Origin of the sequence: Methylobacterium persicinum (genome assembly GCF_022179525.1) — a bacterium.
GTDB classification, from domain to species: domain Bacteria; phylum Pseudomonadota; class Alphaproteobacteria; order Rhizobiales; family Beijerinckiaceae; genus Methylobacterium; species Methylobacterium persicinum.
Map to the genome: position 1 here is coordinate 1 of NZ_BPQX01000065.1, position 26,904 is coordinate 26,904.

Annotated in this window: 21 protein-coding genes and 1 tRNA gene; 7 read left to right on the plus strand and 15 right to left on the minus strand. The window is 68.6% G+C overall.

The window, feature by feature from the left end; translation table 11 throughout:
- Nucleotides 1-292: 292 nt before the first annotated feature.
- From MFF22_RS22860 to MFF22_RS22875, 4 genes are all read right to left on the minus strand, one after another.
- Nucleotides 293-580: a hypothetical protein gene (locus tag MFF22_RS22860; protein WP_238252963.1), complete on the minus strand. Its 288-nt coding sequence runs from the start codon at nucleotides 578-580 to the stop codon at nucleotides 293-295.
- A gap of 2 nt (nucleotides 581-582) precedes the next feature.
- Nucleotides 583-807 (minus strand): hypothetical protein, encoded by a 225-nt coding sequence (locus tag MFF22_RS22865; RefSeq protein ID WP_238252964.1) that lies wholly within the window; start codon nucleotides 805-807, stop codon nucleotides 583-585.
- Between the two features lie 19 nt (nucleotides 808-826).
- A tRNA-Pro gene (locus MFF22_RS22870) sits at nucleotides 827-903 on the minus strand.
- 78 nt (nucleotides 904-981) lie between these two features.
- Nucleotides 982-1,689 carry a 4'-phosphopantetheinyl transferase family protein gene (locus tag MFF22_RS22875; protein WP_238252965.1) on the minus strand — a complete coding sequence of 236 codons (708 nt, stop codon included), beginning with the start codon at nucleotides 1,687-1,689 and terminating at the stop codon, nucleotides 982-984.
- A 60-nt stretch (nucleotides 1,690-1,749) separates the two neighbouring features.
- Here MFF22_RS22875 and ligA point away from each other — a divergent pair, with 60 nt between their 5' ends.
- Together ligA and MFF22_RS22885 are read left to right on the plus strand one after the other, a co-directional pair.
- A complete protein-coding gene (ligA, locus tag MFF22_RS22880; RefSeq protein WP_238252966.1) occupies nucleotides 1,750-4,170 on the plus strand; it encodes an NAD-dependent DNA ligase LigA in 2,421 nt (806 codons plus the stop codon).
- 55 nt (nucleotides 4,171-4,225) lie between these two features.
- Entirely contained in the window at nucleotides 4,226-5,077 is an 852-nt protein-coding gene (locus MFF22_RS22885; RefSeq protein WP_238252967.1) for a 3'-5' exonuclease, read from the plus strand.
- Between the two features lie 18 nt (nucleotides 5,078-5,095).
- On the opposite strand, the gene MFF22_RS22890 is transcribed toward MFF22_RS22885, so the two are convergent.
- The 4 genes from MFF22_RS22890 to MFF22_RS22905 all read right to left on the minus strand — a co-directional run bounded on the left by MFF22_RS22890 (nucleotide 5,096) and on the right by MFF22_RS22905 (nucleotide 10,023).
- A complete protein-coding gene (locus MFF22_RS22890) occupies nucleotides 5,096-7,294 on the minus strand; it encodes an FAD-dependent oxidoreductase (RefSeq protein WP_238252968.1) in 2,199 nt (732 codons plus the stop codon).
- Nucleotides 7,295-7,344: 50 nt separating this feature from the next.
- Nucleotides 7,345-7,839, minus strand: a complete 495-nt coding sequence (locus MFF22_RS22895) for a DUF2059 domain-containing protein (protein WP_238252969.1) — start codon at nucleotides 7,837-7,839, stop codon at nucleotides 7,345-7,347.
- Between the two features lie 39 nt (nucleotides 7,840-7,878).
- Nucleotides 7,879-9,087, minus strand: coding sequence for an acetyl-CoA C-acetyltransferase (locus tag MFF22_RS22900; RefSeq protein WP_238252971.1), 1,209 nt, complete (start codon nucleotides 9,085-9,087; stop codon nucleotides 7,879-7,881).
- 159 nt (nucleotides 9,088-9,246) lie between these two features.
- A complete protein-coding gene (locus tag MFF22_RS22905) occupies nucleotides 9,247-10,023 on the minus strand; it encodes an HpcH/HpaI aldolase family protein (RefSeq protein WP_238252973.1) in 777 nt (258 codons plus the stop codon).
- A 279-nt stretch (nucleotides 10,024-10,302) separates the two neighbouring features.
- Here MFF22_RS22905 and tolQ point away from each other — a divergent pair, with 279 nt between their 5' ends.
- From tolQ to MFF22_RS22930, 5 genes are all read left to right on the plus strand, one after another.
- Nucleotides 10,303-11,019 (plus strand): protein TolQ, encoded by a 717-nt coding sequence (gene tolQ / locus MFF22_RS22910; RefSeq protein ID WP_238252975.1) that lies wholly within the window; start codon nucleotides 10,303-10,305, stop codon nucleotides 11,017-11,019.
- 13 nt (nucleotides 11,020-11,032) lie between these two features.
- On the plus strand, nucleotides 11,033-11,479 hold the full coding sequence (locus tag MFF22_RS22915) for an ExbD/TolR family protein (protein WP_238252976.1): 447 nt from the start codon (nucleotides 11,033-11,035) through the stop codon (nucleotides 11,477-11,479).
- A 19-nt stretch (nucleotides 11,480-11,498) separates the two neighbouring features.
- On the plus strand, nucleotides 11,499-12,821 hold the full coding sequence (tolA, locus tag MFF22_RS22920; RefSeq protein ID WP_370877548.1) for a cell envelope integrity protein TolA: 1,323 nt from the start codon (nucleotides 11,499-11,501) through the stop codon (nucleotides 12,819-12,821).
- A 55-nt stretch (nucleotides 12,822-12,876) separates the two neighbouring features.
- Nucleotides 12,877-14,220 carry a Tol-Pal system beta propeller repeat protein TolB gene (gene tolB / locus MFF22_RS22925; RefSeq protein WP_238252978.1) on the plus strand — a complete coding sequence of 448 codons (1,344 nt, stop codon included), beginning with the start codon at nucleotides 12,877-12,879 and terminating at the stop codon, nucleotides 14,218-14,220.
- Nucleotides 14,221-14,441: 221 nt separating this feature from the next.
- The gene (locus tag MFF22_RS22930) at nucleotides 14,442-14,843 is read left to right on the plus strand and encodes a response regulator (protein ID WP_238252979.1); all 402 of its coding nucleotides are present in this window, start codon (nucleotides 14,442-14,444) and stop codon (nucleotides 14,841-14,843) included.
- 12 nt (nucleotides 14,844-14,855) lie between these two features.
- On the opposite strand, the gene MFF22_RS22935 is transcribed toward MFF22_RS22930, so the two are convergent.
- From MFF22_RS22935 to secA, 7 genes are all read right to left on the minus strand, one after another.
- Nucleotides 14,856-16,088: an MFS transporter gene (locus MFF22_RS22935; RefSeq protein ID WP_238252980.1), complete on the minus strand. Its 1,233-nt coding sequence runs from the start codon at nucleotides 16,086-16,088 to the stop codon at nucleotides 14,856-14,858.
- Between the two features lie 128 nt (nucleotides 16,089-16,216).
- A complete protein-coding gene (locus MFF22_RS22940) occupies nucleotides 16,217-18,754 on the minus strand; it encodes a sensor histidine kinase (RefSeq protein ID WP_238252981.1) in 2,538 nt (845 codons plus the stop codon).
- Nucleotides 18,755-19,050: 296 nt separating this feature from the next.
- On the minus strand, nucleotides 19,051-20,451 hold the full coding sequence (gene ahcY, locus MFF22_RS22945; protein WP_238252982.1) for an adenosylhomocysteinase: 1,401 nt from the start codon (nucleotides 20,449-20,451) through the stop codon (nucleotides 19,051-19,053).
- A gap of 133 nt (nucleotides 20,452-20,584) precedes the next feature.
- Nucleotides 20,585-21,007, minus strand: a complete 423-nt coding sequence (locus MFF22_RS22950; RefSeq protein WP_238252983.1) for a CsbD family protein — start codon at nucleotides 21,005-21,007, stop codon at nucleotides 20,585-20,587.
- A gap of 98 nt (nucleotides 21,008-21,105) precedes the next feature.
- A complete protein-coding gene (locus MFF22_RS22955) occupies nucleotides 21,106-23,049 on the minus strand; it encodes a potassium transporter Kup (RefSeq protein ID WP_238252985.1) in 1,944 nt (647 codons plus the stop codon).
- A gap of 204 nt (nucleotides 23,050-23,253) precedes the next feature.
- Nucleotides 23,254-23,937, minus strand: a complete 684-nt coding sequence (bioD, locus tag MFF22_RS22960) for a dethiobiotin synthase (RefSeq protein WP_238252986.1) — start codon at nucleotides 23,935-23,937, stop codon at nucleotides 23,254-23,256.
- On the minus strand, nucleotides 23,934-26,819 hold the full coding sequence (secA, locus tag MFF22_RS22965) for a preprotein translocase subunit SecA (protein WP_238252987.1): 2,886 nt from the start codon (nucleotides 26,817-26,819) through the stop codon (nucleotides 23,934-23,936). Before secA ends, bioD begins: the two co-directional genes overlap by 4 nt.
- Nucleotides 26,820-26,904: the final 85 nt, after the last annotated feature.

Here is a 26,904-nt window from a genome sequence, read left to right on the forward strand (position 1 = left end):
CGACGGCTTACTCGAACGGGATGGCCTCTCCCGTTCGAGTAAGCCGTCGCGAAATATCGGGGCTCGGTCATGCCTCGTCCTCCCCGTAGGCCTTCACAACTGCTCGTCCCTCGGGCGTGAGGAACCATGCTAGGCCGTTTGGGTCGTTGATCCGGGATGCGTCCCGCTCCTCCACCAGCCTCATCTCCACCAGGAGGGGGCATCGTACTGGGATACGCTTGGAACCGAAGTCCGGCCGGTGCTCCGGCGACCGCGCGCAGTGCGTTGTGGTAACGGCCTTGGATCGCGATCGTCATTCTTCAGTCGGCGTCGCCAGAGCCATTGGGCTCGCGAGCAGAAGTGCATTAACGACCGCTCGTCGCTTATCCGCAGCGCAAGCGTGCGGGTCACGATAGATCAGGAGGGATGGTGTGTGCCGCTCCACTGCCGCGGCGACATCGAGCATGTGGTCTCTGCCGAAACGGTAGGGCGTCGTCTTCGGGTCTGCGAGGAAGCTGTCCGCTGCGTTCGAGATTTCATCGTCCGTGACGATCGCCTTGCGGCGCAGATCGCCGACGGTCGGGGGCGGTTCCTTCGCCATGGCTATTGCAACCTCCCGCTCGCCGGCACGACGCCCTCCCGAGCAGCAAGGCTCATCAGCTCCACGTCCGTCCAGATCAGGTCGCCGATCTGCCACAGATCCATGTCGGGCCCGTAAGGCTGCACTGTCCAGCAGATCGTGACGATAGCTTCGGCAGCGTCCTGGGCGGCGAGGATTTCGGCTTCGTAGATCGGGCTTTCTGTCGGGATGACTGTCGGGGCAGTCATTCCAAACCGATCTAAGTATTGGTCGGAGTGGCAGGATTTGAACCTGCGACCCCCACGTCCCGAACGTGGTGCGCTACCAGACTGCGCTACACTCCGAAGGCCGGCGGGCGCTGACGCGTCACCGGCGAGCCGGCTTATAGCGACGCCCTCTCCCGCCCGCAAGCGCCCGGGGCGTCATTTCGTCATGAACATGTCGGCCCAATCTTCGGCGAGGCTGACGGGGCGGATGTCGCAGTCGGCTGCGGTGACCGCCACCGTGGCGCAGGCGCCGGGCCCGACATCGAGGGCAGCCATGAACCATTTGCCCCCGCCATCCGCGATCCGCAGCAGTCCCGGCGGCGACGGGGGGACCGCGACGGTGAATGCGGCGAGGGAGAGGGAGAGACCGGTGCCGAGCGCCTTCACGACCGCTTCCTTGCGGGTCCACAGGGCGAAGAACGCCCCTTCCCGATCCTCCGGTGGCAAGGCTGCAAGGGCCGATGCCTCCTCGGAGGCAAAGTGGCTACGGGCGATGCGGAGGGCATCGGGCAGCGGGCGCCGCGCTTCCACGTCGACGCCGATCCTCGCACCCTCGACGCAGCCGATGACCGCGAGGTCGCCCGAATGCGAGAGGTTGAAATCGAAACCGTTGCTCGCCGGACCGGCAACGAACGGGCGCCCGCCCTCCTCCCGGTCGAAGCGCAAGACATCGGGCGGCACGCCGAGTTCAGCGCCGACGACGAGACGAAGGGCGGCATGGCTCGCGATGAAGCGGTCCCGGTCGGCGCTCCGCAGGAACCTGTTGGCGCGGGCCAGCTCCTGCGGGTCAAGCAGGCTTTCGCAGCGGACCAGCGACTGCGGCCCGGGGCGGAGGCGGGCGATGGCGACACGGGCGGTGATCATGCCGGCAATCTCCGCACGCGCCCACTCTTCCCCGCCGCCGTGATGCGTTAGAAGCCCGGCATGGCCTCCGTGCATTCCGAATCGTCCCGACCGACCCCCGAGGAGGCGCGCGCCGAGCACGCCCGACTCTCGGAGCAGATCGCCGAGGCCGACCGCCTGTACCATCAGGAGGATGCGCCGGAAATCTCGGACGCGGAGTACGACCGCCTGCGCCGCCGCCTCGAGACGATCGAGGCCGACTTCCCCGACCTCGCCGGGACCGGGGCGGCCAGCGCCTCGGTGGGTGCCAAGCCGTCCGAGAGTTTCGCCAAGGTCCGCCACGCGGTCCCGATGCTCTCCCTGGGCAATGCCTTCGCCGACGAAGAGGTGGCCGAGTTCGTCGCCCGGGTGCGCCGGTTCCTGGCATGGCCCGACGACAAGCCCCTCGCCTTCACCGCCGAGCCCAAGATCGACGGCTTGTCCCTCTCGCTGCGCTACAAGGATGGGGCCCTGGTCACCGCCGCCACCCGGGGCGACGGCGAGGTCGGCGAGAACGTCACCGCCAACGCGATGACGGTCGAGGACATCCCCGAGCGTCTCTCCGGCACCGGCTGGCCGCCCATCTGTGAAATCCGGGGCGAGGTGTACCTGTCCCACGCGGATTTCGCGGGCATCAACGCCCGGCAGGAGGCCGCGGGCAAGCCGCTCTTCGCCAACCCCCGCAACGCCGCGGCCGGATCCCTGCGCCAGCTCGATCCGGCGATCACCGCCTCGCGGCCCCTGCGGTTCTTCGCCTATGCCTGGGGAGAGGTTTCCGAGGCGATCGCGGACACCCAGTCGGGGGTGCTCGAACGTTTCGCGGCATGGGGGCTGCCGGTGAACCCCCGGACCCGTACCTTCACCGACACGGAGGGCATGCTCGCCCACTACCGGGGCATCGCGGCGGAGCGGGCCGACCTGGGCTACGATATCGACGGCGTCGTCTACAAGGTGGACGACATCGCCCTCCAGAAGCGCCTCGGCTTCGTTTCGCGTTCGCCGCGCTGGGCGCTGGCGCACAAGTTCGCCGCCGAGGAGGCGACGACGGTGCTGGAGGACATCGTGATCAATGTGGGCCGCACGGGCTCCCTCAACCCCCTGGCCAAGCTCCGGCCGGTGACGGTGGGGGGCGTGGTGGTGTCCAAGGCGACCCTGCACAACGAAGGCTACGTGAAGGGCGTGGGCGCCGACGGTGAGCCGATCCGCGAGGGCCGGGACATCCGCGTCGGCGATACCGTGACGGTGGTACGCGCGGGTGACGTGATCCCCAAGGTGATGGACGTCGATCTCACCAAGCGCCCGGCGTACTCGCGTCCCTACGAGTTCCCCGATCGTTGCCCCGCCTGCGGCAGCCGGGCGGTGCGGGCGGTGAACCCGCGGACGGGCCGGCTCGACGCGGTCCGGCGCTGCACCGGCGGCCTCATCTGCCCCGCCCAGGGGGTCGAGCGGCTGAAGCACTTCGTGTCCCGCAATGGGTTCGACATCGAAGGCTTCGGCGAGACCTATATCGAGGTGCTGTTCGAGGCAGGCCTCGTCCACCAGCCCGCCGACCTCTTCCGCCTCGATTTCCAGGCGTTGAAGGCCGCCGTCGTGGCCCGGCGGGAGGCGCTGTCGGCCGAGCGGAGGGCGGGGGCCGAACCGCCGAAGAAGGTCGCCAAGAAGAAGGGCGACGACGAGGACAAGGCAATCAAGAACCTCCTCGCGGGGGTCGAGGCCCGCCGGTCCATCGCCCTCAACCGGTTCGTGTTCGCCCTGGGCATCCCGCAGATCGGAGAGGCCACGGCGAAGGCCCTGGCGAAACGGTTCGAAGATATGCCCGCCCTGATCGAGGGCATCGCGGCCGCGGCCGAAGGGCAAGGCGGCCCGGATTGGCTGGCGTTCTCGTCCGTTCCGCGCATCGGCGTCACCACCCGCGAGCGCCTGCTCGAATCCGGCCTCCACCCCGAAGCCGGCGAGGCGCCGTCGGGTGAGCGGGTGCGGCTGACCGCAAACCAGCGCGAGAGCCTGATCGCCCAGTACGGCGATCTCGACGCGGCCCGGGCGGCGGTGGAGCGGGCGGCGGCACAGCGGCCCGGCGACGCCTATCGCGCCTTCGCCGACGACGGCGAGATCGGCCCGGTGGCGACGGATGCCCTGATCCAGTTCTTCGCCGAGCCGCACAACGCCTCGGCGGTGAACGAACTTCTCAAGGAGGTGCGCACCGAGCCGATGAGGCAGGCCGCCTCCGCCACGGCCTTTGCCGGGAAGACGGTGGTCTTCACCGGCACCCTGGAACAGATGACCCGCAACGAGGCCAAGGCGGTGGCCGAACGCCTCGGCGCGAAGGTCTCCGGCTCCGTCTCGGCGAAGACGGATCTGGTGGTGGCGGGGCCGGGGGCGGGTTCGAAGCTGAAGGATGCCGAGAAGCACGGCGTCCGCGTCGTCAGCGAGGCGGATTGGCTCGCCATGGTGGAACAGGGTTGAAGCGGGACTCGTCCAGGGCGTAGACCCTGGGAACGCCCCGGGAACGCGCGCCTGCATGATCACCCTCGCCCTCGATTTCGAGACCGCCAACGAGCGGCGTGACAGCGCCTGCGCGGTGGGCCTCGCCTGGATCGCGGACGGGCGGGTGGTACGCCGGGAAAGCCATCTCATCCGGCCCCCGGAGATGCGCTTCTCCCCCGGCAATATCCGCGTCCACGGGATCCTGCCGGCCGACGTCGCCGGCAAGCCGGCCTTCGCGGAGGTGATGGCGCCTTACCTCGCCGACCTCGGAGGCGGGGTGATCCTCGCCCACAACGCCACGTTCGATATCGGCGTGCTTCGGGCCGGGCTCGGGCGGGCGGGGCTGCCCGTCCCGGATTTTGCCTATCTCTGCACCGTGCAGGTCGCCCGGCGGGTCTTCCCCGCACCGGAGGGTTGCGGCCTCGGCAAGGTGGCCCGGCGGCTCGGAATCACCTTCGAGCATCACGATGCCGGCGAGGATGCCTATGCCTGTGCCCGCATCGCCCTCGCCGCCATGGGCGAGACCGGCACCGGGGACGTCCACGGGCTGGCCGCCTCCATCGGCGTGCCGGTTACGGAGGTGCCCGGCGAAGGGGCCCGGCCCGCACCGGGGCGCGGCGTGATCAGCGGGCGGGCGATGGCCGTTCGTCCCCCGACCTCCGCGTCCCTGAGCTTCCTGATGCGCGGTTCGACGGGCAACCGCTACACGGTGACCCTCGAAGAGCGCACCAGTGGGGCGGTCCTGCGCTGCACCTGCATGGCCGGGCGCTTCGGCCAGCGCTGCCGCCACGTGAAGGCCCTGGAGGTCGGCGACATCACCGACCTCCTGTCGGACAACCATTCTGACTTGGCCACCCTCGCGACGCGGCTGGTCCGGGTGGCGTGACGCCCGCCTGCGGACGGCCTACGCCGCCCGCTTGGCCGCGCCGTAGAAGGTCCCGCCGCTCTCGGCCATCGCGGCAAGGCTGTCGGGGACGGAGAAGCGCGGCCCGTGTTTCGCTTCCAGGCTTCGGGCCAGGGCGACGAAGGCCGGGACGCCCATGAAGTCGATGTAGGACAGCACCCCGCCGGTGAACGGAGCGAAGCCGAAGCCGAGGATCGAGCCGACATCGGCCTCCCGCGGATCGGTAACGACCCCCTCCCCCACCGTCCGGGCGGCTTCCAGGGCCTGCACCACCAGGAGCCGGTTCTTCAGTTCTGTGAAGTCGATGTCCTCGGCCGCGAGGCGGTGGGGCTGAAGCTCGGCCAAGCCGGGCCACAGGCGCTTCGGGGCGCCTTCGGGGTAATCGTAGAAGCCCTTGCGGTTCTTGCGGCCCAGGCGCCCGCGCTCCTCGACCATCGCGGCCAGGATCGCCTTCTGCGCGGGGTCGACGGCGTGCGGCCCGACCTGCGCCTCGGTGGCCTTGGCGATCTTCAGGATCAGGTCGAGGGCGACCTCGTCGTTGAGGGACAGGGGGCCGACCGGCATCCCGGCCTGCCGCCCGGCGCTCTCGATCATGGCCGGGGGCACGCCCTCGGCGAACATCTTGTGGCCTTCGAGCAGGTAGGCGCCGACGCAGCGGTTGGCGAAGAAGCCCCGGGAATCGTTGACGACGATCGGGGTCTTCTTGATCGCCCGGACGTAGTCCAAAGCCACAGCGACCGCCCTGTCGCCGGTGGCAGCGCCCTTGATGATCTCCACGAGCATCATCTTCTCGACGGGCGAGAAGAAGTGAATGCCCACGAACTGGTCCGGCCGGCGGGAATGGCCCGCCAGGCCGGTGATGGGGAGCGTCGAGGTGTTCGAGGCGAACACCGTCTCCGGCCCGATGACCGCCTCGATCCGGGCGATCACGTCGGCCTTCACCCTGGGATCCTCGAACACCGCCTCCACGACAAGGTCGCAGCCAGCGAGCGCCCCATAATCCGCCGTGGCGGTGATGCGGCCGAGGAGGGCATCCCGGTCGGCGGTCTTGGCGCGGCCCTTGTTGATTTGGCCGGTGATCAGGGCGTGGGCGTGGGCCTTGCCCTTCTCGGCGGCCTCGGCACTCTGGTCGATGAGCACCACCTCGAACCCGGCCTGGGCGGTGACGTAGGCGACGCCCGCGCCCATGAAGCCCGCGCCGACCACGCCGACCTTACGTAACGTGGCGGGCGGCACGTCCTTCGGCCGCCGGGCGCCTTTGTTCAACTCGCCCATGGAGAGGAACAGGGTGCGGATCATCGCCGCCGCCTCCTTGGTCCGGAGGATCTGCGCGAAGTAGCGGCTCTCGACCCGGAGGGCGAGATCCATGGGAAGCTGCAGACCCTCGTAGACGGAGGCCAGGATGGCCTTGGCTGCGGGATAGTTATCATGGGTCTCGCGACGGTAGATCGCGTTGGCCGCCGGCCAGACCTGCATGCCGGCGGGCGAATAGACCTTCCCGGACGGCGCCTTGAACTTCGGCGCATCCCAGGGGGCGACCGCCGAGCCGCCGTCGCGGATCCAGGCCTTGGCTTGCGCCACGATGTCGGCCTCCGGCGCCACCGCGTGGACCAAGCCCATGCCCTTCGCCATGGGCGCCCGGATCTGCTCGCCCTTGAACAGCATCTGGAGGGCATCGCCGGTCTGCATCAGGCGGGCGACGCGTTGCGTGCCGCCGCCGCCGGGGAACAGCCCCACCTTGATCTCAGGGAGGCCGACCCGGGTGTGGGGCGCGTCCGAGGCGATCCGGTGGTGGCAGGCCAGGGCGAGCTCGAAGGCGCCGCCCAGGCACAGTCCGTGGATCGCCACCGCGAAGGGCTTGCCGCAGGTTTCCAGGCGCCGGAACAGCAGCGTGAGCCGGCGGGACTCCTCGAAGAAGCGGCGCATGGCCGCCTCCTCGCCCTCGTCGGCCCGGAGCCGTTCATAGGTGGCCCGCATGCCCTGGAGCATGGTGAGGTCGGCGCCCCCGGAGAAGTTTTCCTTCCCCGTGGCGATGACGCAGCCCTTGATCGCCGGATCGGCGGCGACGGTCTCCACGATGGCCGAGAGTTCCTCCATCACCGCTTCGGTGATGACGTTCATCGAGCGGCCCGGCATGTCCCAGACCGCCAGCGCGATGCCGTCGGAATCGGTCTCGAACCGGAAATTGCCTGACGTCATGGAATCGCTCCTTCCCGGTCTCTCGCTGGATGGGCTGCGCCGGTCGTCCCTTACTTCGGCGCCGGGGCCGGCACGGGGCTGGGGGGCGCGCCGGGGGGCGCGTTATCCGTCGCCGAGGCGACGGCGAGCATGTTCAGCAGCTTCGTCACCGAGTTCTGCGAGATCGCCGTCACCGCCGAATTCGGATCGGCGTTCATGGTCTGGAACTTCTCGTAGACCGGATCGGAGTAGATCTCGTCGAGATGCTTCAGCTCGGTCAGGCTGAACTTCTGGGCGTATTCCTTGGACAGCCCCTCAACCATCAGGTTGCGCTGCTTCTCGAACTCCGCATTCAGCTCCTTGCGCACGGCCTCGGCGCGGGCCTCCGGCATCGGGGCGGTGGTCTTCTCGAGGGCCACGTTGAAGCCGGTCTGGAGATTCTTGATCAGGGTCTTGTTGACGAGCTTCGTCGCCTCGGCGACCCGGTCGCTCGTCTCATCGGCGCGGGCAGCGAGCGGCGCGCACAGGGCGACGCCGAGGCAGAGGGTGGCGATCAGACGGTTCAAGGTTTTCCTCCCGTTTCGTGTTGGAGATCGAGTGTATGGTCAGACGCGCTCGATGATCGTCGCGGTGCCCATCCCGGCGCCGATGCACAGGGTGACGAGGGCGCGTTCCTTGCCCGTGCGCTCCAGCTCATCGAGGGCCGTGCCCAGGATCATCGCACCCGTCGCCCCAAGGGGATGGCCGAGGGCGATGGCTCCTCCGTTCACGTTGACGGCGTCCGGATCGAGGTCGAAGGCTTGGCAGAAGCGGAGCACCACGGCGGCGAAGGCTTCGTTGACCTCGATGAGGTCGATGTCGTCCAGGGTCATCCCCGCCCGGTCGAGCACCTTGCGCGTCACGTCGATGGGGCCGGTCAGCATCAGCGCGGGGTCGGACCCGATATTGGCGAAGGCGCGGATGCGCGCCCGGGGCTTGAGGCCCGCGGCCTCGCCGGCCTCCTGCGAGCCGATCAGCACCGCGGCCGCCCCGTCCACGATCCCGGAGGAGTTGCCGGCATGGTGGACATGCTCGACGAACTCGACATCTGGATGGGCGTCCGTTGCGACCGCGTCGAAGCCGCCCATCTGGCCCATCTGCACGAAGGACGGCTTGAGTGCGGCCAGCGACTGCATGTCCGTGCCCGGCCGCATGTGCTCGTCGCGGTCGAGGAGGACGATGCCGTTCACGTCGCGCACGGGCACCACCGAGCGGGCGAACAGCCCCTGGTCCCAGGAGCGGGCGGCCAGTTCCTGCGAGCGAACGGCGTAGGCGTCGCAGGCATCCCGGCTGAAGCCGTACTTGGTGGCGATCAGGTCCGCCGAGATGCCCTGCGGCATGAAGTAGGATTTGACGGCGATGGCCGGATCGACCGGCCACGCCCCGCCTGAGGCGCCGATGCCGATGCGGCTCATGGATTCGACGCCGCCGCCGACGGCCATATGGTGCTGGCCCGACATGACCTGCGCGGCGGCGAAATTCACCGCATCGAGGCCCGAGGCGCAGAAGCGGTTGATCTGCACGCCGGGGACGTGGATCCCGTAATCGGCCACCAGGGCGGCGGCCCGGGCGATGTCACCCCCCGCTTCGCCCACCGGATCGACACAACCCAGGATCACGTCATCCACCAGCCGTGTGTCGAGGCCGTTGCGGTCCTTCAGGGCCCGCAGGGCGGTCTCGGCGAGGCGCAGGGCCGTCACCTCATGCAGGGCGCCATCGGCCTTCCCCCGGCCGCGGGGCGTGCGGACGTGGTCGTAGATGAAGGCTGTCGGCATCGGCGTACCTTTCGCTCTCCCCGCCCTTCGGCGCACCGGGCTTACAGGGCCGTCCTCGCTCGCACCAGTCTCAAGTGGCGCGGCTTATGTCGTACGGCGCGGCAAGAACGCCCATCGCCCCAGCCTCCGCCGTTATCGCGTGCGCCGCGGGGAAAACCCTCACCCCCTCGCCTCTGCCACCGCCCTCCGGAAGGCGTCCGCCAAGAGGACGCCGTCGTAGCCGATGGAGGCGAGCTTGAAGCCCATGTCGATCATTTCCCTGGCGCGGGCCGGGCCGGCGGCGAAGGCACAGGGGATCTTGCCGGCGGCGAGCGTCGTGCGGACGATCTCCCGAAGCGCCTCCGTCACCGCGCTGCCGGTGGGATCGAAGCGGGCGCCGTTCGACAGGGCGATGGACAGGTCGCCGGGGCCCACGAGGATCCCGTCGATCCCCGGCACCCGGAGGATGGCGGGGAGGTTGGCGATGGCCTCCCGGGTTTCGCACATGGCGATGGTCATGGTCCGGGCGTTGGCCTTCGTCAGGTAATCCTGCGGATCGGCGAGGTCCGAGAACCACATAGCCCGGTCCGGCCCCCAGCTGCGCTGGCCGACGGGCGGAAATTTCGTCGCCGCGGCGAAGGCGCGGGCGTCGGCCTCGGTGTTGATCATCGGCGCGACGATGCCGGCCGCGCCTGCATCCAGCATCCGCGAGGCCATGGCGAAGTCGCCGACCGCGATCCGCACGAGCCCGGGACGGCCGGCCAGGGCCAGCTCGGTGAGCCCTGCGACGGTCGCGGGAACGTCGTAGGTCCCGTGCTGCTGGTCGAGGAGCACGACGTCGAAACCGGACCGGGCCATCAGGCCCGCCAGGGCGACGTCGGCGAGGCAGGACCACCCGAGCAGGCGGCCGCCCTCGCCGCGGAGCAGATCGGGCAGGCTCGGCACGGGTGCGGTCACGGAGGGATCCTGCTTGGTTGCGGTGAGAGCAGCATAGGGAGGCGTCCCCGCCCCGGTCCAGCCGCCCTTTGACCGGAAAGGCCTCAAGATCGCCGGGATTTCAACCAATCCTTAACCCTGACGCGCCCTTAGAATCCGGTGCACGCCACGAACGAGCCCGGTCGGGACCGGCCCTTACTTTCGACAGATTCGCGGGCGATAGCATTGATATCGCTCGAATTTCCGGCAGCGGGGCGTGCCCGCACCCGCATGCCGGTTCGGAGCAGGAGACTTCGACGGATGAACCCAGCCGACGCGATGCAGGCCGCCCCTGTGGCCGACATGAGCCTGCTGGGCTTGTTCCTTCAGGCGCATATCGTCGTTAAGATCGTGATGCTCGGCCTGCTCGGCGCCTCGGTCTGGTGCTGGTCGATCATCGTCGACAAGACCATACTGTTCCGCCGCATCCGCAAGGAGATGGACGCGTTCGAGGACGCGTTCTGGTCCGGCCGCTCCCTGGAGGAACTGTTCCGCTCGTTCAACGACCGGCCCGCCACTGGGCTCGCGGCGGTGTTCGTGGCCGCCATGCGGGAATGGAAGCGCTCATTCGAGGGCTCGGGCCGGCAGGTCCAATCCCTCTCGCAGCGGATCGAGAAGCAGCTCGACGTGACGATCCACCGGGAGGTCGAGCGGCTCGAATCGCGGCTCCTGTTCCTCGCCTCCATCGGCTCGGCCGGCCCGTATATCGGCCTGTTCGGCACAGTGTGGGGTATCATGACCGCCTTCACCTCAATTGCGGCCTCCAAGAACACCTCGCTTGCGGTCGTGGCGCCGGGCATCGCCGAGGCGCTGTTCGCCACCGCCATCGGCCTGTTCGCCGCCATCCCGGCGGTGCTCGCCTACAACAAGCTCCAGGCCGAGGTCGCCAAGGCACAGTCGCGCCTGGAAGGCTTCGCGGATGAGTTCTCGGCGATCCTGTCTCGGCAGATCGACGAGCGCCTGTCGCTGGCCGCCTGAGGAGACCTGACCGATGGCCATGGCGGCAGGGGCTGGGCAAGGCGGGACGAAGCGGCGGCGCAGGCGCGGCCGTCGCGGCGGCGCCATCAACGAGATCAACATGACGCCGTTCATCGACGTCGTGCTGGTGCTCCTCATCATCTTCATGGTTGCGGCACCGATGATGACGGTGGGCGTGCCCCTCGACCTGCCCCAATCGAAGGCGTCTCCCCTGAACTCGGACGTGAAGCCGATCACCCTCTCCATCCGGCAGACCGGCCAGATCTTCCTCGGTGAGGACGAACTCACCGACGAGACCATCGTGCCCAAGCTCACCGCCGCGGCCAAGAACGGCACCGAGGACCGCGTCTTCGTGCGCGGCGACAAGCGCGTCGATTACGGCCGCGTCGCCCAGGTGATGGCCATCGTGACCGGCGGAGGCTTCCGGCACGTCGCCCTCGTCACCGAGCCCGAGCACTAGGAGGAGCGCTGCCTTGGCGATCCCCTTGCCTGCCTTCAACCGCCGGGAGCCCGGCGTCTGGATCTCGGCTGGCACCCACGTGGCCCTCCTGGGCCTCGTCCTGCTCGGCGTGTCCGCCCCCGCCCTCCCCGAGGCGCAGGAAGGCGTACCCGTGGAGGTGATCACGGAGCAGCAGCTCTCCGAGATCACCAAGGGCGAGCGGCAGGCCGACAAGCCTATGCCCAACGCACAGAGCCGGGCCGACCGTCAGGACGAGAAGGTTGAGGACCGGGAGCCGGAGAACGCCAAGACCGATGCACCCACCGCGCCGACCCGCACCGCCGAGATGAAGATCGCCAACGCGGAGGCAATGCCCCTGCGGGTCGAGCCCGAGGTGAACGAGGCCGAGACGGCGAAGGCCGCCAAGGCCGCGCAGGAAAAGCGCGAGGCGGAGAAGGCTGCCAAGGCGGCTGCGGACAAGGCAGCGGCGGACAAGGCCGCCGCAGCGAAGGCCGCCGCGGACAGCAAGGCCAAGGCCGAAGCCGCCGCCAAGGCCGCCGAAGCCAAGGCGGAGGCCGAGAAGCGCGAGCAGCTCGACAAGCTGATCGAGCGGCAGGAGGCGGAAGCCGCTGCCCAAGCCAAGGCCGACGCCGCCAAGAAGGCGGCCGAAGCCAAGGCCGCGGAAGCCAAGGCGAAGGCCGAGGCGTCCCGGAAGGCTGCCGAGGCCAAAGCCAAGGCCGAAGCGGAGGCCGAACGTCAGAAGGAGGCCGCCGAGGCCAAGGCCGAGGCGGAGCGGGAGAAGGCCGAAGCCGCCGAGAAGGCCAGGGCCGATGCCGCCGCCAAGGCGAAGGCCAAGGCCCTGGCGGACGCGAAGGCCAAGGCCGACGCGGAAGCCAAGGCCCGGCAGCAGGCCGCCCTCGCGGACAAGTTCAACGCGGGTGACATCCGCTCCATGCTGGCTTCGAAGGCGCCGTCACAATCGACCGGCGCCACGGGCCACGCGGTGCAGAAGGTCGCCGCCCTCGGCGCCGCCACCGGTACCGCCCAGCGCCTCTCTCCGTCCCTGCGCGACGCGCTGGTCGGCCTGCTCCAGCAGCAGATCGAGCGGTGCTACTCGGCCCCGCCGGGCGCCGCCCAGGGCGTGGTGCTTCCGGTGCTGGACATCCGTCTGAATCCCGACGGATCCCTCAGCACCGAACCGAGGCTCATGCGGGGTGGGGCGAGTTCGGTGGACCAGTCCATCGCGCAGGCCGCGCTCCGGGCGGTGAGGCGCTGCGCGCCCTACCGCATACCGGCGACCTACGCGCCGTATTACAACGATTGGAAAGCGATCAACGCGGAGTTCGAGTTTACGGCGACGTGACGCCGGGATCCGCGCCGTCGCCGTCCCCTCCCCCGTCTGCATCACGACCGAGCCTATGATCGACAGCCCAACCCGCCGGCACCGCTCCCCGCTGCCCGCCCCCCTCCTGGCGCTCCTGGCGCTCCTTGCGGCCGTCATCGGCTTTGCCGGGCCGGCGCAGGCGCAGCTCCAGCTGCGAATCGGCGGCGGCAGCTTCCAGCCGATGCCCATCGCCATCGCTGAGTTCGGCGGCGATCCGAGCCTCGGCGGGCTCGTAAGCGGTGTCGTCACCAACAACCTCCGCCGGTCGGGCTACTTCACGCCCCTCGACAGGGCGCGCTTCCCGGAAAACCCGCCCTTCGACGCCGCGCCGAACTTCGAGAAGTGGCGCGCGACGGGGGTCCAGGGCCTCGTCACCGGCAAGGTCGGCCGCGATGCGGGCGGCCGGCTCAAGGTGGAGTTCCGCCTTTGGGATGTGACGTCGGGCCAGCAGATGATCGGCCAGCAATATGCCACCGATCCGGCGAATGCCCGCCGCACCGGCCATCTGATCTCCGATCAGGTCTATACCAAGATCACCGGCCTCGGGCCCTGGTTCGACAGCCGCATCGCCTTCGTGGACGAGACCGGGCCGAAGGAGAACCGGCGCAAGCGCCTGATGGTCATGGATCAGGACGGCGCCAATGTCCGCGCCATCACCACGGGCGAGATGTCCATCGTCGCCCCCCGCTACTCGCCGACCACCCAGGACATTGCCTTCATGGCACAGGCCTCCGGTCACCAGCCGCGGGTGCAGGTGATCAACCTCGAGACCGGCTCTCGGCAGGCCTTCGGCTCGGTCGACTCGATGAGCGCGAGCCCGCGCTTCTCCCCGGATGGACGGCGCCTCGTGATGAGCGTCCAGCAGGGCGGCAACGCCGACATCGTCACGATGGACATCGCCTCCAAGGCGCAGAAACCCATCACCAGCGGCCTCGCCATCGACACCTCGCCGACCTACTCGCCGGACGGCAGCCAGATCGCCTTCGAGTCGGACCGGGGCGGGTCGCAGCAGGTCTACGTGATGGGCGCCGACGGCTCGAACCCGCACCGGATCACCTTCGGCACCGGTTCGGCCTCGCAGCCGGCGTGGTCGCCGCGGGGCGACCTGATCGCCTACACCCGCCAACGCAACGGTGGCTTCGCGATCTGTGTCGCCAAGACGGACGGGACCGGCGAGCGCGTCCTGACCGAGGGCTTCCACAACGAGAGCCCGTCCTTCTCACCGAACGGGCAGTACGTGGTGTTCTTCCGCGATCCGGGCGGCCAGGGCGGCGGCAAGTTGTTCATGGTCGACATCACCGGCCACGTGGAGCAGCCCGTGCCGACCCCGGCCTATGCCTCCGACCCGACGTGGTCGCCGCTGCTGGCCGGGCGCTGAGGCGCCGAGCGTTTAAACCCACGACGCTACTACGCAAGGCAGAGCCATCCGGGGGGCGCACCCACCGGAAGGCTTTCGTGCGTTTCGGCATGGTGAGCGACGTGCGGCAAAATGACCGGCAACCGCTCAGGTTTTGCTAACGCCGTGGCAGCAGGAACGACAGTGCACGATCCGGTTGCGCGCTTTTCGCTGGATGTGCCCCCCCTGCACGCGGAAGGCCCATGCCGTTCACTGGTTTCCCGTCCGTCCTCGTGGTCGAGGACGTGCCGATGGTGGCTGAGGTCGTCCAGGGGATTCTGGGGCGCCTGGGCTTCCAACAGGTCGACATCGCCGCCGATGGGAGCGTCGCCCTCGATTATCTGGCGGAGCGCCGCTACGGCCTCGTCATCTCCGATTGGAACATGACGCCAATGACGGGCTACGAGCTGCTGCGTCGGGTGCGCTCTGATCGCGCCATGCGCGAGATTCCGTTCATCATGATGACGACCCAGGCCAATGCCGACTGCTTCTCCTCGGCACGGAAGGCGGGGGTCAACGCCTGCCTCGTCAAGCCATTCACGCCGGCGATGCTGCGAGACACCATCGTCTCGGTCTGCAGCCCCGTGCGGTCGAAGTCGGCCTGAGCCGGTAGCCGGTCAGTTCCCCGTCAGCAGGCGATCCCTCGCCTGCAGCGCGGGGAACAGCCGCGCCCACAGGAACGCGATACCGACCGTCGCCACGCCGCCGAGGACGACCGCCGGCACCGCGCCGACCGCGGCGGCAAGCAGGCCGGACTCGAACTCGCCAAGTTCGTTCGACGCGCCGATGAAGACCGTGTTGACGGCCGCGACCCGGCCGCGCATCGCGTCCGGCGTTTCGCCCTGCACGAAGCTCTGACGCACATAGACCGAGATCATGTCCGCGGCGCCCGTGACGAACAGGCAGGCCATCGACAAAAGGAGGGAGGTTGAGAGGCCGAAGGCGACGGTCGCGAGGCCGAAGACCATGACGGCCCGCAGCATGCGGATGCCGGCATGGCGGCGCAGAGGGCGATAGGCGAGAAGCACCGCCATCGTGACCGCCCCGGCTGCCGGCATGCTGCGGAGCAGGCCGAGGCCGAGGGGCCCCACATGCAGCACGGATCCCGCATAGATCGGCAGGAGCGCCGTGGCCCCGCCGAACAGGACGGCGAAGAGATCGAGGCTGATCGCCCCGAGGACGACGGGCTGGGACCGGATGTAATGAATCCCGGCCGAAAGGGCCGCCCAGGTAATGGCCGGGCGCTCGGTCACGGGGGCCGGCCGATGGCGTATCAGCGCGACGCTCAGGCTGGCGAGGGCGAAGCTCGTGCCCGCCGCGGCGAAGACCACCTTGGCGCCCAGGGCGTACAGAAGGCCGCCCAGTGCCGGACCCATCACCGAGGCCGTCTGCCAGAGGGAGGCATTCCAGGCGATCGCCGAGCCGAACAGGGATGCCGGGACGAGTGTCGGCAGGAGAGCTTGCAGGGCTGGGTTGGCGAAGGCCCGGGCCGTCCCGACGACCACCACGAGGGCGTAGATCGGCCAGACGGCGTCGGCCCCGCTCAGGGCGTAGGCCAGGAGGCCGAAGCTCGCGAGCGCCTGGAGGCCGAAGGCGGCGGCGCCGACCACCCGCCGCTCGTACACATCCGCCACATGGCCGCTCACCAGGGCGCTCAGGATCGCCGGCAGGAAACCAGCGAGCCCGACGAGGCCCAGCGCCAGGGCGGAGCGCGTCAGGTCGTAGACGTACCAGCCGATGGCGACCGCCTGCATTTGGTAGGCAAGGCCGGTGAGGAAGCGCGCCGCGCCGAAAAGGCGGAAATCCCCGTTCGAGAAGACTGCCCAGCCGGATTTGTTAGTGTCGGACATCCAGCTTCCGTGGGACCCTTGCGGGGTCGGGTCGAGGGCGGCGGGGCGATCCGATTGCGCCCCCTATGTTTCCCGATCACATCATGCCGGGCGATGGCGATCCGGTGGCCCGTCGAACCCGGGACGGGTCAGGCGATCGAGACCCGGGAGAGATGGGGGCGGGGAAGCGGTTTGCTGTCGTCGCCCGGTGTGGGGCGCGGCTGCTCCGGCTGGTTGAGTGGCAGGACGCAGGTGACGCAGGTCCCCACCCCCTGCTCCGTGTCCAGCTCCACCCGTCCGCCGTGCAGTTCGACGAAGGACCGCACGATCGACAGGCCGAGGCCGACGCCCCTGTGCCGGGTGCCGCGGGTGTGGCTCTCGAAGCGGTTGAAGACCTGCTCTTTGACCTCCGGGCTCATGCCGCAGCCATAGTCCCGGACGCTGAGAATAAGGTCCCGGGCCGTGCGGCTGGCGGTGATCTCGACGGTCTGGCCGGGATCCGAAAAGCCCACGGCGTTGGACAGCAGGTTGAACAGGATCTGGCGGATCCGTTTGCCGTCAGCCCGGACGCTGCCGATGTCGTCCGGCACATCGACGGACAGCACGATGCGCGCTTCGGCCAGCCGGTCCTCGAGACCGCGCACGGCGGCTTCGACGGTTGCCCGCACATCGACGTCTTCCCGCTGCAGTTCCAGGGAGCCCGCATCGATGGAGGCCAGGTCCAGGATGTCGTTGATCATCACCAGCAGCGAACCGGATGAGCGCATGATGTGGTCGGCATATTCCCGCTGGCGGGTGTTGAGGGCACCGACCGTTTCGTCACCGAGGAGCTGGGTGAAGCCGATGATGTTGGTGAGCGGGGAGCGCAGTTCGTAGGAGACGTGGTGCACGAAGGTGTCGCGCAGCTCGGCGGCCTTCTCCAGCGCCTCATTCCTCTCGGTGAGCATCCGCTCGACGTTCACGCTCGCGGTCACGTCGATGAGCGTCAGCAGGGTCGCGCCTTCGGGCAGGGGCTGCGTCGCACAGTCGAGGGCCGTGCCGTCCACCATCTCGATCCGCCGGGCCAGGGCGGCTCGCGCTTCGAGGCCGACGACGGCGTCGCGGATGTCGAGCCACGGGGTTTCCGCCGGGGCAAGGGCCTTGCAGCGGGCGATGACCGAATCGACGTGGGGCCGGGCGTCCACCATCTCGTTGTCGAGGCGCCAGATGGTCGTGAAGGCGCGGTTGGCCAGCTGAAGCCGCCCGTCCGCCCCGAACACGGCGACTGGCTCGGCGAGGGTATCCAGGGTCTCGGCTTGAAGCCGGCGCAGGGCGTTGTAGCGCGACTCCGCGTTGAGCCGGTCGGACACATCCTCGAACAGATAGGTCAGGCCCCCCTGGGGATTCGGATCGGCGACAACGCGCAAAGTCCGGCCGTCCGGGAGGTACCACCAGGCCTGATTGGCCTCGGCCGCCCGATAGGCGGCGAGCACGCCGTGTTTCCATGTGCGGAAGTCGGCATGCTCCTCCAGCTTTCGCTGGGAGCGGAGGTGGTCGAGGATCTCCCCGTCCGAGGGGCGGCTGTCGAGGAACGCCTGATCGAGGTCCCAAAGGGCCCTGTACGCCGCATTATGGAAGATAAGACGCTGGCCCACGTCGAACATCGCCACGGCGGTGGGCAACTGGTCGAGGGTGCGCGCGTTGGCGTTCATCTGCTGCTGGAGGTCGGCGCGGACGCTTTCCAACTCGGACACATCCATCGCGATGCCGACCTTCCCCCCGTCGAGGGCGGCTTCGTACACGTCGAGCACCCGGCGCGTGCCGGCCACCACCGCGGAGACGCGCACGCCCCTGCGGGCGGATCCGGCCGCCGTATCCGTTTCCTCCCGGGCGATGGTCTCCCGGGCCGGGCGGTCGAGAAGCTCCACCGCCGCATCGATCACAGCCTCCCGGCTCCCCGCTTCGACGGCGGCGACGTAGGCGGCATTGACCCAGGCGAGCCCCCCGTCTCGGTTCCGCCGCCAAACCGGTTGCGGGATCGCATCGAGGAGGCTCGCCAGCGCGGAGAGCCCCCGGCGGGTCTCGTCCAGGGTGATCCGCAGGTCCGCGATCTCCCGGCGCTCTGCGCTCGTCTCGCGCAGGCGCAACAGGGCCCTGCCCGCCACCGTGCGGCCCTGGGCATCGATGCTGCGGCCCGTTTGACTCCGGAGGTCGAGGGAAAAGCCGACGCCCCGGGCCAGCATGGTCTCCAGGGCGGCCTCGACGGCCTGGGCATCGCCGGGCAGGAGCCACGTTCCGAAAGCGAGGACGCGCCGGGCCGAACCCGTCGCCGCCCGGTCGCCGTTCAGGGCGATGCCGACATCGCCCTCGATCACGGGCTCGCCCTGCTCGTCCCAGGTGATGACGACCTGCCGGTCGGTGTTGAGGAGCATCTCGGCGCGGTCATGGGCGCCGCGAAGGAGGTTGAGGGCCGCGACGAGATCCTGCTCGCGCCGGGTCCAGCGGGCACGCTCGTAGAGATAGAGCAGGGCCACGATCACCGCGAAGGCCACGAGACCGCCGAACACCGCCAGCCCGGCCACGCCGTGCATCTCCCGCGCCCCATGCGCCGGCGGGATCTCCTGCATTTCCGCCAAGGCCGCGCCCGCTGCGAACAGCGCGAGAATCCCCACGCCGACTCGGAGCCGCGCCGCACGTCCGACCCGCATCCGCCCTGCCCCCAAAGCCTTCGTCACCGCCGACGTGCGCCCGCGCGATGCGAAATGCACCGTTGCCGCCGCGTCGCTGGAAGCGCCGCCGCGGATCACCCTGCCACTGAGTCGCCGGCACCTTACCGTGGGGGAGATTCACGCCGGAAGGAGAACGAAGCGTGGCTTTGGCGGAAGCGGGTAAATCGGCGGTTAACGACACTCAGAAGACACACTTCCGAAGGTCGGATTACCCTTGACAAACGAAGGGCCCGGCGCATTGCGCCGGGCCCCACCGTGTACCGATTACAACAGTGCTAGTAGCGGTAGTGATCGGGCTTGAACGGGCCATTCTCCGCGACGCCGATATACGAGGCCTGATCCGGCCGAAGCTTCGAGAGCTTGGCCCCGATCTTTTCCAAATGCAGGGCGGCGACCTTCTCATCCAGGGCCTTGGGCAGGGTGTAAACCTGGCGCTCGTACTTGCCCGGGTTGGTCCAGAGTTCGATCTGGGCCAGCGTCTGGTTGGTGAACGAGGCCGACATCACGAAGGACGGATGGCCCGTGGCGTTGCCGAGGTTCACGAGGCGACCCTCCGACAGGAGGATGATGCGGTGGCCGTCGGCGAACTCGATCTCGTCGACCTGCGGCTTGATGTTGTTCCACTTCAGGTTCTTCAGGCCGGCGACCTGGATCTCGTTGTCGAAGTGGCCGATGTTGCAGACGATCGCCCGGTCCTTCATCGCCCGCATGTGGTCGAGGGTGATGATGTCCCGGTTGCCGGTGGCGGTGACGAAGATGTCGGCGCGCGGGGCGGCCTCTTCCATCGTCACGACCTCGTAGCCTTCCATCGCGGCCTGGAGCGCGCAGATCGGGTCGATCTCCGAGACCATGACGCGGCAGCCGGCATTGCGGAGCGAGGCGGCCGAGCCCTTACCCACGTCGCCGAAGCCGGCGACCATGGCCACCTTGCCGGCCATCATCACGTCGGTGCCCCGGCGGATGCCGTCCACCAGGGATTCCTTGCAGCCGTAGAGGTTGTCGAATTTCGACTTGGTGACCGAATCGTTCACGTTGATGGCGGGGAAGAGCAGCTTGCCTTCCTTGGCCAGGATGTAGAGGCGATGGACGCCCGTGGTCGTCTCCTCGGAGACGCCCTTGATCGACTCGGCCAAGCCGGCGAACCAGCCCTTCGGCTTTTCGGCAAGCTTCTTCTTCAGCAGGGCGAAGAAGATCTCTTCCTCCTCCGAGCCGGGCTTGTCGAGGAACGCCGTGTCGCCATTCTCGGCGCGCAGGCCCAGATGCACGAACATCGTGGCGTCGCCGCCGTCGTCCAGGATCATGTTCGGCATCCCGCCGTCATGCCAGTCGAACAGGCGGGAGGTGTAATCCCAGTACTCTTCCAGGGTCTCACCCTTCACGGCGAAGACCGGGATGCCCGCGGCGGCGATAGCGGCCGCGGCATGGTCCTGGGTCGAATAGATGTTGCAGGAGACCCAGCGGATGTCGGCGCCGAGCGCCTTCAGGGTCTCGATCAGGACGGCGGTCTGGATCGTCATGTGAAGCGATCCGGCGATCTTCGCGCCCTTGAGCGGCTGGCTCGGGCCGTACTCCTCGCGGACGGACATCAGGCCGGGCATTTCGCTCTCGGCGATCGAGATTTCCTTCCGGCCGTAATCGGCCAGACCGATATCCCTGACGATGTAATCCTTGGCCATGCGGGGCTCCTCGCTCGCGTTGCGATCCGGGCGTGGACCTAGCACTTCGCAAGCGGGGAAGCAATCAAGACATAAAGATGTCTTTATGCGACCTCGGAGGCGGCACCGGGCCGGAGCCCGGCGCGACCTTCCCTCATGACCGGTCGGACGACCGCATTAGCCAGCCGAGGCCGAAGGCGACGGCGGCCACCAGGGCCAGGGTGGTCGTGCGGTTCTCGTCGGCGCGGCGGGCGATCTCCCGGCCGTGATGCTCCGCGCGCGAGCGGACATGGCGACCGTGCCGGACGGCTTCGTCGGCGAAAGCCTCGCCGCGGGAGCGGGCTTCCTCGGCCAGGGACCGGGCGCGGTCGCGGCCTTCCTCGTAGAGGTGTTCGCCTTCGCGGCGCAGGTCGTGGGCGGTCTCGCGAGCCCGGCCGTAGGCGTACTGCGCGGCGCCCGCGGCCTGATCGTAGGCTCCTTCGACCTGCCGGCCGGGCTGTCCGCGCAGGGCGCCAGCCGCCGTCTTCACCCGGCCGCGCAGGTGGCGGACGCCACCCTCCATCCGATCCTTGTTCATCGTATCCCTCCGTTCCAGAAGGGCGGCGCAACGCCGCCCGGCTGTCCAGCCGTTCGAACGAAAGGCGACGGCTCAGGTTCCGCGGCGGGAGGATGGGGTCAGATCTCGATCTCGGTTCCCACCTCCACAACCTGCCGGGTCGGCACGCCGAAGAAGGCCCCCGTCCGCTCGGCATTGCGCTGCATGAAGGCGAACAGGTTCTCCCGCCACGTCGCCATGCCCCTCTGGTCGCTCTTAGGGATCACGGTTTCGTGCCCGATGAAGACGGTGACGTCGCCGACACACTGCGGGGGGAGGTGACGGGACTCGACGGCGCAGGCGATCCCCTCCGGGATCGATGCTTCCTCCATGAAGCCATACCGCAGCACCACCCGGAAGAAGTCGGGCGCCAGCACCGTCACGTGGGCGCGTTCCTCGAGGGGCACGGTCGGCGTCTCGTCGTACAACGCCGTGACGATCAGCACCCGCTCGTGGAGGGCGTGGCTGCGTTCGACAAACCGGGAGAGATGAAGCGGGATGCCGTGCACGGCCGACGACAGGAACGCGGCGGTGCCGGGCAGCCGGGTGAGCTTCTGGTGCTGAAGGCCGGCGAGGAATGCGTCTTCCGGCTGGCGCAAGCCGGCCCTTGCCTCTTCCACGAGCATGTTGCCCTTGCGCCATGTGAGCATCATCAGCGCGACGATGCCGGCCAGGACCAGGGGAAACCACCCACCCTCCATGATCTTCACGCTGTTGGCGCCGAAGAACACGAGGTCGATGGCGAGGAAGAACCCGTTCACCGCGAAGACCGCGATCGGGTTGTACCCCCACTTCAGGGCGATGAGCGCCGCGAGAAGGGTCGTGATCGCCATCAGCATGGAGACGGCGATGCCGTAGGCACCAGCCAGGGCATCGGAGGAGCCGAAGACGACCACCGCGACGAGGGTGGCGACGCCCAGGAGCCAGTTGACCCCCGGCACGTAGATCTGTCCCCGCTCGTCGCGGGCCGTCTGCACGATCCGCATGGCCGGCAGGAAGCCGAGCTGGATCGATTGCTGGGTCAGGGAGAACACGCCCGAGATGATGGCCTGCGAGGCGATGATCGTCGCCAGCGTCGCGAGGCCCACCAGCGGGATGTGCGCCCAGTCCGGCGCGAGGCGGAAGAACGGGTTCTCGATGGCGTCGGGCTCGGTGAGGAGCAGCGCGCCCTGGCCGAAATAGTTCAGCACCAGGGCGGGCAGCACCAGGGCGAACCATGCGATCCGGATGGGTCGGGCGCCGAAATGGCCGAGGTCGGCATACATCGCCTCGCCGCCGGTCACCGCGAGGAAGGCGGCGCCAAGCATGGCGAAGCTCACGCCCCAGCCGGCATGGAACAGGAAGTCCACCGCGCGCAGGGGGTTGAGCCCCTCCAGGATCTGCGGCGCATGGATGATCGATCCGATGCCGAGCAACCCCAGCGCCGCGAACCAGATCAGCATCACCGGCCCGAAGATCCGTCCGATCCTGGCGACCCCTTGGAATTGCACGGCGAACAGGCCGACGAGGATCGCGAGGGTGATCGGCACGACGTAATGCCCGAGGGCGGGAGCATCGACCTTCAGGCCCTCGACCGCGGAGAGGACCGAGATCGCGGGCGTGATCGCCCCGTCGCCGTAGAGGAGCGCCGCCCCGATCAAGCCGACGACGAGGAGCAGGGCCTGCCACGTTCCCGGCCGCGCCTGGCGGGCGCCGAGCAGGGCCAGCATGGCGACGATGCCCCCCTCCCCACGGTTGTCGGCCCGCAGGATCAGGATCGCGTATTTGAGGGAGACGATGAGGATCAGCGCCCAGAAGATCAGAGAGACCGCGCCAACCACAGCCAGGGGCGAAACGGTCCCCCCGCCGGCCGCCTTCACGGCCTCCTTGTAAGCATAGAGCGGACTCGTCCCGATATCCCCGTAGACGACGCCGAGGGCTCCGAGGAGGAGGGCCGGGCTCAGCCGCTTGTGTCCGGGGTTCGACGTCCCCGTATCCGGGGAGGCGGCGGCAGGCGAACTGGCCGTGGCGAGGGAGTGGCTCAACGGTCCTCCGGCACTCGTCTGCGGAGGCCACACGCCTCACCGCGTCTCAGCTAAGCGCCGCGTCATGACCGTCCAGCGACGCGAGCTCCGAGTCCCTGACATAATTTCTGAGTGATTTCGATCACTTTGCCGCGAAGGGCAGAAAAGGACCCGTCGGTCGGACCATCCAGCACTCGCCCGGAACAAAGCGTGGCCGGACGCCGATCAGGCTTCCGGCTGCGAGACGAGGGTCGCCAAAGCGTCCGGCGCGGCAGCGCCACGGATCATGCAGAAGACCGGACAGGCAACATGCCGTCCGATGGCCTCGGCCACCGTCTCCGGGGGAGTCGGGGCGCCCTCACTCTCGCTGACTACCACCGCCCGGAGGGACGATCCGCGCAGCCGCAGTACTTCTGTCGCCGTGAGGGCATGGCTGATCGCCCCGAGATAGCTGCCCGAAACGAGGATGACGGGAAGGGCCAGGGCCTCGATCCAGTCGAGCCCCGTGGCCTCGGGGGTGATCGGGCTCATCAGCCCGCCGACGCCCTCGACCACCACGGGGCGATCGGCGGTCGCGATCCGCGTGCGGCACCACGCTGCGATCTCGTCCAGGGACACCTGCCGGCCCTCGCGGGCGGCGGCCTGATCGGGGGCGAGGGGCGCCGCGAACCGCCAGGGCGAGCATGCGTCCACCGTGGCGGCCTCGACCGGAAGCCCCTGGGCCGCCAGGAGGCGGGCGGTGTCGCTGTCGGCGAAAGCCGGATCGTCGAGCGGCGGCACACCACTCGCCAACGGCTTAAGGGCGAGGACCGGTCCGGTCTCGCGAAGGCGGCGCACCAGCGCCGCCGTCACGTAGGTCTTGCCGATCTCCGTCCCCGCTCCGGCGACGAAGAGGGCCGGCGCGCTCACGCCTGGAAGCTGCCGTGGCAGTGCTTGTACTTCTTGCCGGAGCCGCACGGGCACGGCTCGTTCCGCCCCACCCGGCCCCAGGTCGATTCGTCCGTAGGGTCGCGCTCGAGCACCGCGGCGTCGGCGGAAAGAGCCTGCCCGGCGTAGCCATAGGCCGGTCCGCCGCCGCCATCGCTGCCGGTCCCGCCGGCATAGGCCATCTCGTTCTCGCCGGTGACCGGGTCGAGGTGCTGGGCGAACATCGGCGGAAGGGACGGGCTCTCCATCGGAGGCGCCTCGTCCTGCTGGAACATCACTTCGATCCGCGAGAGCTGCCCCGTCACCTGCTCCCGCAGGGATGCGACGAGACCATTGAACAGCTCGAACGCCTCGGACTTGTACTCGTTGAGCGGATCGCGCTGGGCGATGCCACGCCAGCCCACCACCTGCCGCAGGTGGTCGAGGGTCACCAGATGCTCCCGCCACAGGTGGTCGAGGCTCTGGAGCAGTACCTGCTTCTCGATATAGGCCGAGACCTCAGCGCCGTTCTTCTCGACGCGTTCCTGGTAGGCTGTTTCGGCGAGCTTCATCAGCCGCTCGCGGATCTCCTCGTCGGCGATGCCCTCTTCCTTCACCCAATCCTCGGCGGGGATGTCGAGGTTCAGGATCTGCTTCGCCGATTCGCGCAGGCCCTCCGCATCCCACTGCTCCGCATAGGTATCCGGGGGGATGTGGCGGGTGACGATATCGTCCACCACGCCCTCGCGCATGTCGTCCACGGTCTCGCGGACGCTGTCCTGGCCCATGAACTCGCGGCGCTGTTCGAACACGACCTTGCGCTGGTCGTTCATGACATTGTCGTACTTGAGCACGTTCTTGCGCATGTCGAAGTTGCGCGCCTCGACCTTCTGCTGCGCCTTCTCGATCGCACGGTTGATCCAGGGGTGGATGATCGCCTCGCCCTGCTCCAGGCCGAGCTTCTGAAGCATCCCATCCATGCGGTCGGACCCGAAGATCCGCATCAGGTCGTCCTTCAGGGACAGGTAGAACTTCGACCGGCCGGGATCGCCCTGGCGGCCGGAGCGGCCGCGGAGCTGGTTGTCGATGCGCCGCGACTCGTGGCGCTCGGTGCCGATGATGTAGAGCCCGCCGGGCAAGTCCTTCTTGCGGCCCGCCTCGGGATCCGCCGGCTCGCCCGAGGCCAGCACCTTGGCGCGGTTCTCGGCGATCTCCGCCTTGATCGCCTCGATGGCCACGTCGCGCTCCGGTCCCTCGGGCACCCCGGCGAGTTCCTTCTCAACGCGCATCTCGACGTTGCCGCCGAGTTTGATGTCGGTGCCGCGGCCGGCCATGTTGGTGGCGATGGTGATGGCGCCCGGCACGCCGGCCTCGGCGACGATGTATGCTTCCTGCTCGTGGAAGCGGGCATTCAGCACGGCGAAGCGCTTGGTTACGCGGCCCTCGCGGGCGGCCTTGTAGACGTCGGTGAGGGCATTCGGATCGGAATAGTCGAGGGGCGTGTAGCCCGCCTTCACCAGCATCTCGGCGAGGTACTCGGACTTTTCGATCGAGCCCGTGCCCACGAGGACCGGCTGGTGGCGCTCATGCGCCTTGCCGATCTCCTTGATGATCGCCTGATATTTCTCTTCGACGCTGCGGTAGACCTCGTCGTCCTCGTCGACGCGCTCGATCTCTTTGTTGGTCGGGATATCAACCACGTCGAGCTTGTAGATCTCGGCGAACTCGTCGGCCTCGGTGGAGGCCGTGCCGGTCATGCCGGCGAGCTTCTTGTAGAGGCGGAAGTAGTTCTGGAACGTGATCGAGGCCAGCGTCTGGTTCTCGGGCTGGATCGTCACCCGCTCCTTGGCCTCCAGGGCTTGGTGCAACCCTTCCGAGTAACGCCGGCCCTGCATCATGCGGCCGGTGAACTCGTCGATGATGACGACCTCGTCGTTCTTGACGATGTAGTCCTTGTCCCGGGTGAAGAGGGTGTGGGCACGCAGCGCCTGCGTCACGTGGTGGACCAGGGTGACGTTGTGCGCGTCGTAGAGATCCCCCTCCTTCAGGATGCCCGCGGCGCGCATGGCATCCTCGACGAACTCGTTGCCCTCCTCGGTCAGGGAGACCGTGCGCTGCTTCTCGTCGAGGTCGTAGTGCGACGGGTCGAGCAGGGGCATGACCCCGTCGACGGCGACGTAGAGCTCGGAGCGGTCATCCACCGGGCCGGAGATGATGAGCGGCGTGCGCGCCTCATCGATGAGGATGGAGTCGACCTCGTCCACGATCGCGTAATTGTGCCCGCGCTGCGACAGCTGCGACATCTCGTACTTCATGTTGTCGCGCAGGTAGTCGAAGCCGAACTCGTTGTTCGTGCCGTAGGTGATGTCGCAGGTGTAGGCCGCCTTCCGCTGCTCGTCGTCCAGGCCGTGGACGATGGTGCCCACCGACAGGCCGAGGAAGCGGTAGACCCGGCCCATCCACTCGGCGTCGCGGCTGGCGAGGTAGTCGTTCACAGTCACGACGTGGACGCCCTTGCCATCCAGGGCGTTCAGGTAGACGGGCGCCGTGGCCACGAGGGTCTTGCCCTCACCGGTCTTCATCTCGGAGATGCCGCCGTCGTGCATTACCATGCCGCCGATCAACTGCACGTCGAAGTGCCGCTGGCCGAGTACGCGCTTGGCCGCCTCACGCACCGTGGCGAAGGCGGGCACGAGGATGTCGTCGAGGCTCTTGCCGGCCGCCAGCTCCGCCTTGAGCATCTCCGTGCGGGCGCGCAGGGCCTCGTCGCTCAGCGCCGCGATCTCCGGCTCCAGGGCGTTGATCTGCGCGACCCGGGGGCGGTAGCCCTTCACCCGGCGGTCGTTGGAGGAGCCGAAAATCTTCTTGGCGAGCGAGCCGAGCATCGTAAACCTGCGGACGGGCGGGCCCGCCGACGGACGTGACGTCGCGGGCCGGCCTGGGCGGAATGGGGCGGCTTATAGAGGTAAA

Excerpts from the sequence above, each read along its gene's own strand:
- MFF22_RS22860 (WP_238252963.1), bottom strand. The coding sequence starts at position 580 with ATGGCGAAGGAACCGCCCCCGACCGTCGGCGATCTGCGCCGCAAGGCG.
- MFF22_RS22865 (WP_238252964.1), bottom strand. The coding sequence starts at position 807 with ATGACTGCCCCGACAGTCATCCCGACAGAAAGCCCGATCTACGAAGCC.
- MFF22_RS22875 (WP_238252965.1), bottom strand. The coding sequence starts at position 1,689 with ATGATCACCGCCCGTGTCGCCATCGCCCGCCTCCGCCCCGGGCCGCAG.
- ligA (WP_238252966.1), top strand. The coding sequence starts at position 1,750 with ATGGCCTCCGTGCATTCCGAATCGTCCCGACCGACCCCCGAGGAGGCG.
- MFF22_RS22885 (WP_238252967.1), top strand. The coding sequence starts at position 4,226 with ATGATCACCCTCGCCCTCGATTTCGAGACCGCCAACGAGCGGCGTGAC.
- MFF22_RS22890 (WP_238252968.1), bottom strand. The coding sequence starts at position 7,294 with ATGACGTCAGGCAATTTCCGGTTCGAGACCGATTCCGACGGCATCGCG.
- MFF22_RS22900 (WP_238252971.1), bottom strand. The coding sequence starts at position 9,087 with ATGCCGACAGCCTTCATCTACGACCACGTCCGCACGCCCCGCGGCCGG.
- tolQ (WP_238252975.1), top strand. The coding sequence starts at position 10,303 with ATGAACCCAGCCGACGCGATGCAGGCCGCCCCTGTGGCCGACATGAGC.
- MFF22_RS22915 (WP_238252976.1), top strand. The coding sequence starts at position 11,033 with ATGGCCATGGCGGCAGGGGCTGGGCAAGGCGGGACGAAGCGGCGGCGC.
- tolB (WP_238252978.1), top strand. The coding sequence starts at position 12,877 with ATGATCGACAGCCCAACCCGCCGGCACCGCTCCCCGCTGCCCGCCCCC.
- MFF22_RS22930 (WP_238252979.1), top strand. The coding sequence starts at position 14,442 with ATGCCGTTCACTGGTTTCCCGTCCGTCCTCGTGGTCGAGGACGTGCCG.
- MFF22_RS22935 (WP_238252980.1), bottom strand. The coding sequence starts at position 16,088 with ATGTCCGACACTAACAAATCCGGCTGGGCAGTCTTCTCGAACGGGGAT.
- MFF22_RS22940 (WP_238252981.1), bottom strand. The coding sequence starts at position 18,754 with ATGCGGGTCGGACGTGCGGCGCGGCTCCGAGTCGGCGTGGGGATTCTC.
- ahcY (WP_238252982.1), bottom strand. The coding sequence starts at position 20,451 with ATGGCCAAGGATTACATCGTCAGGGATATCGGTCTGGCCGATTACGGC.
- MFF22_RS22950 (WP_238252983.1), bottom strand. The coding sequence starts at position 21,007 with ATGAACAAGGATCGGATGGAGGGTGGCGTCCGCCACCTGCGCGGCCGG.
- secA (WP_238252987.1), bottom strand. The coding sequence starts at position 26,819 with ATGCTCGGCTCGCTCGCCAAGAAGATTTTCGGCTCCTCCAACGACCGC.